At 29.6% G+C, this 3,427-nt stretch carries 3 protein-coding genes and 3 tRNA genes; 3 read left to right on the forward strand and 3 right to left on the reverse strand.

Translation table 11 applies throughout. The features are described from left to right. A partial coding sequence (locus ACTG3S_RS11390) for a thiamine pyrophosphate-dependent enzyme (RefSeq protein ID WP_439129489.1) occupies window positions 1-1,581 on the reverse strand: 1,581 nt, incomplete at its 3' end. A gap of 182 nt (window positions 1,582-1,763) precedes the next feature. Here ACTG3S_RS11390 and ACTG3S_RS11395 point away from each other — a divergent pair. From ACTG3S_RS11395 to ACTG3S_RS11405, 3 genes are all read left to right on the forward strand, one after another. Further along, a tRNA-Asn gene (locus ACTG3S_RS11395) sits at window positions 1,764-1,837 on the forward strand. Between the two features lie 22 nt (window positions 1,838-1,859). After that, a tRNA-Gly gene (locus tag ACTG3S_RS11400) sits at window positions 1,860-1,931 on the forward strand. Window positions 1,932-1,952: 21 nt separating this feature from the next. Further along, window positions 1,953-2,038, forward strand: a tRNA-Leu gene (locus ACTG3S_RS11405). A gap of 284 nt (window positions 2,039-2,322) precedes the next feature. Here ACTG3S_RS11405 and ACTG3S_RS11410 read toward each other — a convergent pair. Beyond that, window positions 2,323-3,018, reverse strand: coding sequence for a LytR/AlgR family response regulator transcription factor (locus ACTG3S_RS11410; RefSeq protein ID WP_439129477.1), 696 nt, complete (start codon window positions 3,016-3,018; stop codon window positions 2,323-2,325). 12 nt (window positions 3,019-3,030) lie between these two features. Further along, complete coding sequence (locus ACTG3S_RS11415; protein WP_439129478.1) at window positions 3,031-3,351, reverse strand: Hpt domain-containing protein; 321 nt, start codon at window positions 3,349-3,351, stop codon at window positions 3,031-3,033. Window positions 3,352-3,427: the final 76 nt, after the last annotated feature.

Here is a 3,427-nt window from a genome sequence, read left to right on the forward strand (position 1 = left end):
TTGCAACATGGTTGCTAATTCTTCACGCTCAAAACCTTCCCAAGTAGATTTCATAAATTCTTTTACCTTAGAAGTTTCATCTTCTTTTGATAAATCGAATTCTGTATTCAACATTTCTTTAAACTCGGTAGTAATTGTATTTAGATAATCTTTATCTATGCTACCTTCTTCTAATAATTTTGCTGCATAAATATCTTTTACATTTTTATGTTTAGATATTGCTTTGTATAATTTTGGTTGTGTAAAACGAGGTTCATCGCCTTCGTTATGCCCATATTTTCTATACCCTAATAAGTCTATAAAAATATCGGTTTTAAACTTCATTCTAAATTCTAATGCCATTTGCATTGCGTGGCATACAGCTTCTGTATCGTCTGCATTTACATGCAATACTGGAGATAGAGTAACTTTACCAACATCTGTACAGTAAGTACTAGAGCGAGCATCTAAATAATTGGTGGTAAAACCAATTTGATTGTTTACCACAATATGAATTGTTCCTCCTGTTTTGTATCCATTCAATTTTGCCATTTGTACTACTTCGTACGCAATACCTTGACCTGCGATAGCTGCATCACCATGAATTATAATTGGTAATATTTTACTTGAATCACCATCATATTTTCTATCTATTTTGGCTCTTGTAATTCCTTCTGCAACTGCAGCTACTGTTTCTAAATGCGATGGATTTGGAACCAAGTTCATTTTGATTTCATTACCATCTCTATAGGTTTTACTTAACGTTAAACCTAAGTGATACTTAACATCTCCATCAATATCATCATCTTCAAAATCTTTCCCTTCGAACTCGCTAAATAAATCTCTAACAGGTTTTTTAAAGATGTTTACTAATGTGTTTAAACGACCTCTGTGTGCCATTCCTAAAACACATTCCTTAACTCCATGATTTTCTGCAGCTGCTCTTAGTGCGACACTTATTCCTGGTATTAAAGCCTCTCCACCTTCTAAAGAAAAACGTTTTTGACCGACATATTTAGTTTGTAAAAAACTTTCAAATGTTACTGCTTGGTTTAGTTTAGAAAGTATGTATTTTTTAGAATCTTCAGAGTAATTAGGATGATTATAATTTTGGTTTAAGCGATTTTGCCACCATTTTAGCTTCTTTGGATTACGCATGTACATATACTCTACTCCAATAGAATCACAATAAATGGTTTTAAGATGACTTATAATTTCCGAAAGTTTCACCCTACCTAAGCCTAAAACATCTCCTGCAGAAAATTCTTTGTCTAAATCGTTTTCGGATAAACCAAAATTTTCGATTTCTAAAGTAGGTTGATATTGTCTTCTTTCTCTTACAGGGTTTGTTTTTGTAAACAAATGTCCTCTAGTTCTATAACCGTTGATTAAATCTACAACTAAAAATTCTTTTTTTACTTCTTGAGGTACTTCTATAGAAGCTTCTTCATCTGACAAAGAATAATTTTCATTGGCTAAATCATATCCTTGAAAAAAACTTCTCCAGCTTGGCTCTACAGCATCTGGGTTTATTAAGTATTGATCGTATAAATCTGCTATAAAGCCTGTATGCGCTGCGTTTAAAAACGAAAATTTATCCATATAATAGTTTATGCTATCTTTTTTAGCTAATTGTGGAAACAAAAATACAATATTTGGGATAAAAGGAAGAATTTATTTTTGTTATAAAAAGTAAAAAAAAATAATTTTTTTTTAGTTTTTATTTGGTGATATATTAAAAAGATATATATTTGCACTCGCTAATCACAAATGGTGAAGCAAACTCCTCTTTAGCTCAGTTGGTTAGAGCATCTGACTGTTAATCAGAGGGTCCTTGGTTCGAGCCCAAGAAGAGGAGCAAGTTCATAATAACATTGACTGCGAAAGTAGCTCAGGGGTAGAGCATCACCTTGCCAAGGTGAGGGTCGCGGGTTCAAATCCCGTCTTTCGCTCTATTATGAAATAATACCAATGCTGAAGTGGTGGAATTGGTAGACACGCTGGACTTAAAATCCAGTGAGCAGTAATGCTCGTATGGGTTCAAGTCCCATCTTCAGTACAAAAACCGTAACATTTATTTGTTACGGTTTTTTTGTTTTAGAAAATTACTTTCTATATTAAAACAAAAAAAAGTCAAAAACTTAATTTTGACTTTTTTAACAATCTATAAGTCCCCCAACCTATAAATGTTTTCACTATGATATTAATATAACTTAACTACTATGAATTTGTATTTACCTCTAAATACATTACAAATATAATTTTAAAATAGATGTGTGTTTCATAAATTTCGATAAACGAAACAAAACGTAAGTTCAATGGTACTTTTTTTAAGGTAAGTGATTATAACAAATTTAATTTTTCTATTAATTCTGATTTGTGTGATCTACTAATGGGCACAACGTGTTTTCTAATTAAAACTGTATTATCTTCTATATCTATAATTTCTGCAGTATTTATTATATAGGATCTATGAATTCTTAAAAATAAGCTTTCTGGTAATTTATCTTTAATTTTCTTTAAAGTAGAGTGTACTATATAATTTTTTTCTACAGTTTTAATGTTTATATAATCTCCTTTTGCTTCAATTAATAAAATGTCTATTATCTTAATTTTAACAAGTCTTTTATCTACATTTACAAAAATAAAATCATCTTTTTCTAAACTGCTTTTACTCTCTATTACTTCTGTTGTAGGTTTACTAAGCTTTTTTAATGATTTCTGAAACCTTTCTAAAGTAATTGGTTTTACTAAATAATCAATAACACTTTCAAATTCAAAAGCTTGTAATGCAAAATTTTTATCTGATGTTGTTAAAATAATTTTTGGTGGATTTTTAATCGTTTTAATAAAATCAAAACCAGAAAATGTAGGCATATGAATGTCTAAAAAAATAAGCCCTACTTTATTTGAATTTAAATATTTGATAGCTTCTATTGCAGAGGAAAATTCTTCCTTAATATGTAATGAGGCTTTTTTACATAACTGCTTTATGATTAATCTTGCAGCTACATCATCATCTATAATAATGCAATCCATAGTAGTTAGAGGCTATTTATTGGATAAATATACATCAATTCTGTTTAAAATTACGAGTAAAGCATCATATTGTTCTGTATGACCTTTTTTTATATTTTGCTCAAAGTTAGAAGCTATTTCTAAGGCTAATGGCATACCTAACATACTTATTTTATATTTTATTTTATGAACATCTAAAGCTACTTGTGCATAATTTTGTTGCCTAAAATTGTCTTTTAGCATTTTAAACTCTTTAGGAAACTCGACTTTTAAAAGTGTAAGCATACTAAGTTCAAAATCTTTATCTCCTTCAGCAATCTCTTTAATATAATTTAGATTGGGTGTTTCTAACATATTAAAGTTTTATTTGGCGATTAATTTGTTGTTCTAGAGATATAAAGGTTTCTGTTCTAAGAACATTGGGTATGGG

This window comes from Polaribacter sp. (genome assembly GCF_965656025.1).
GTDB lineage: Bacteria > Bacteroidota > Bacteroidia > Flavobacteriales > Flavobacteriaceae > Polaribacter.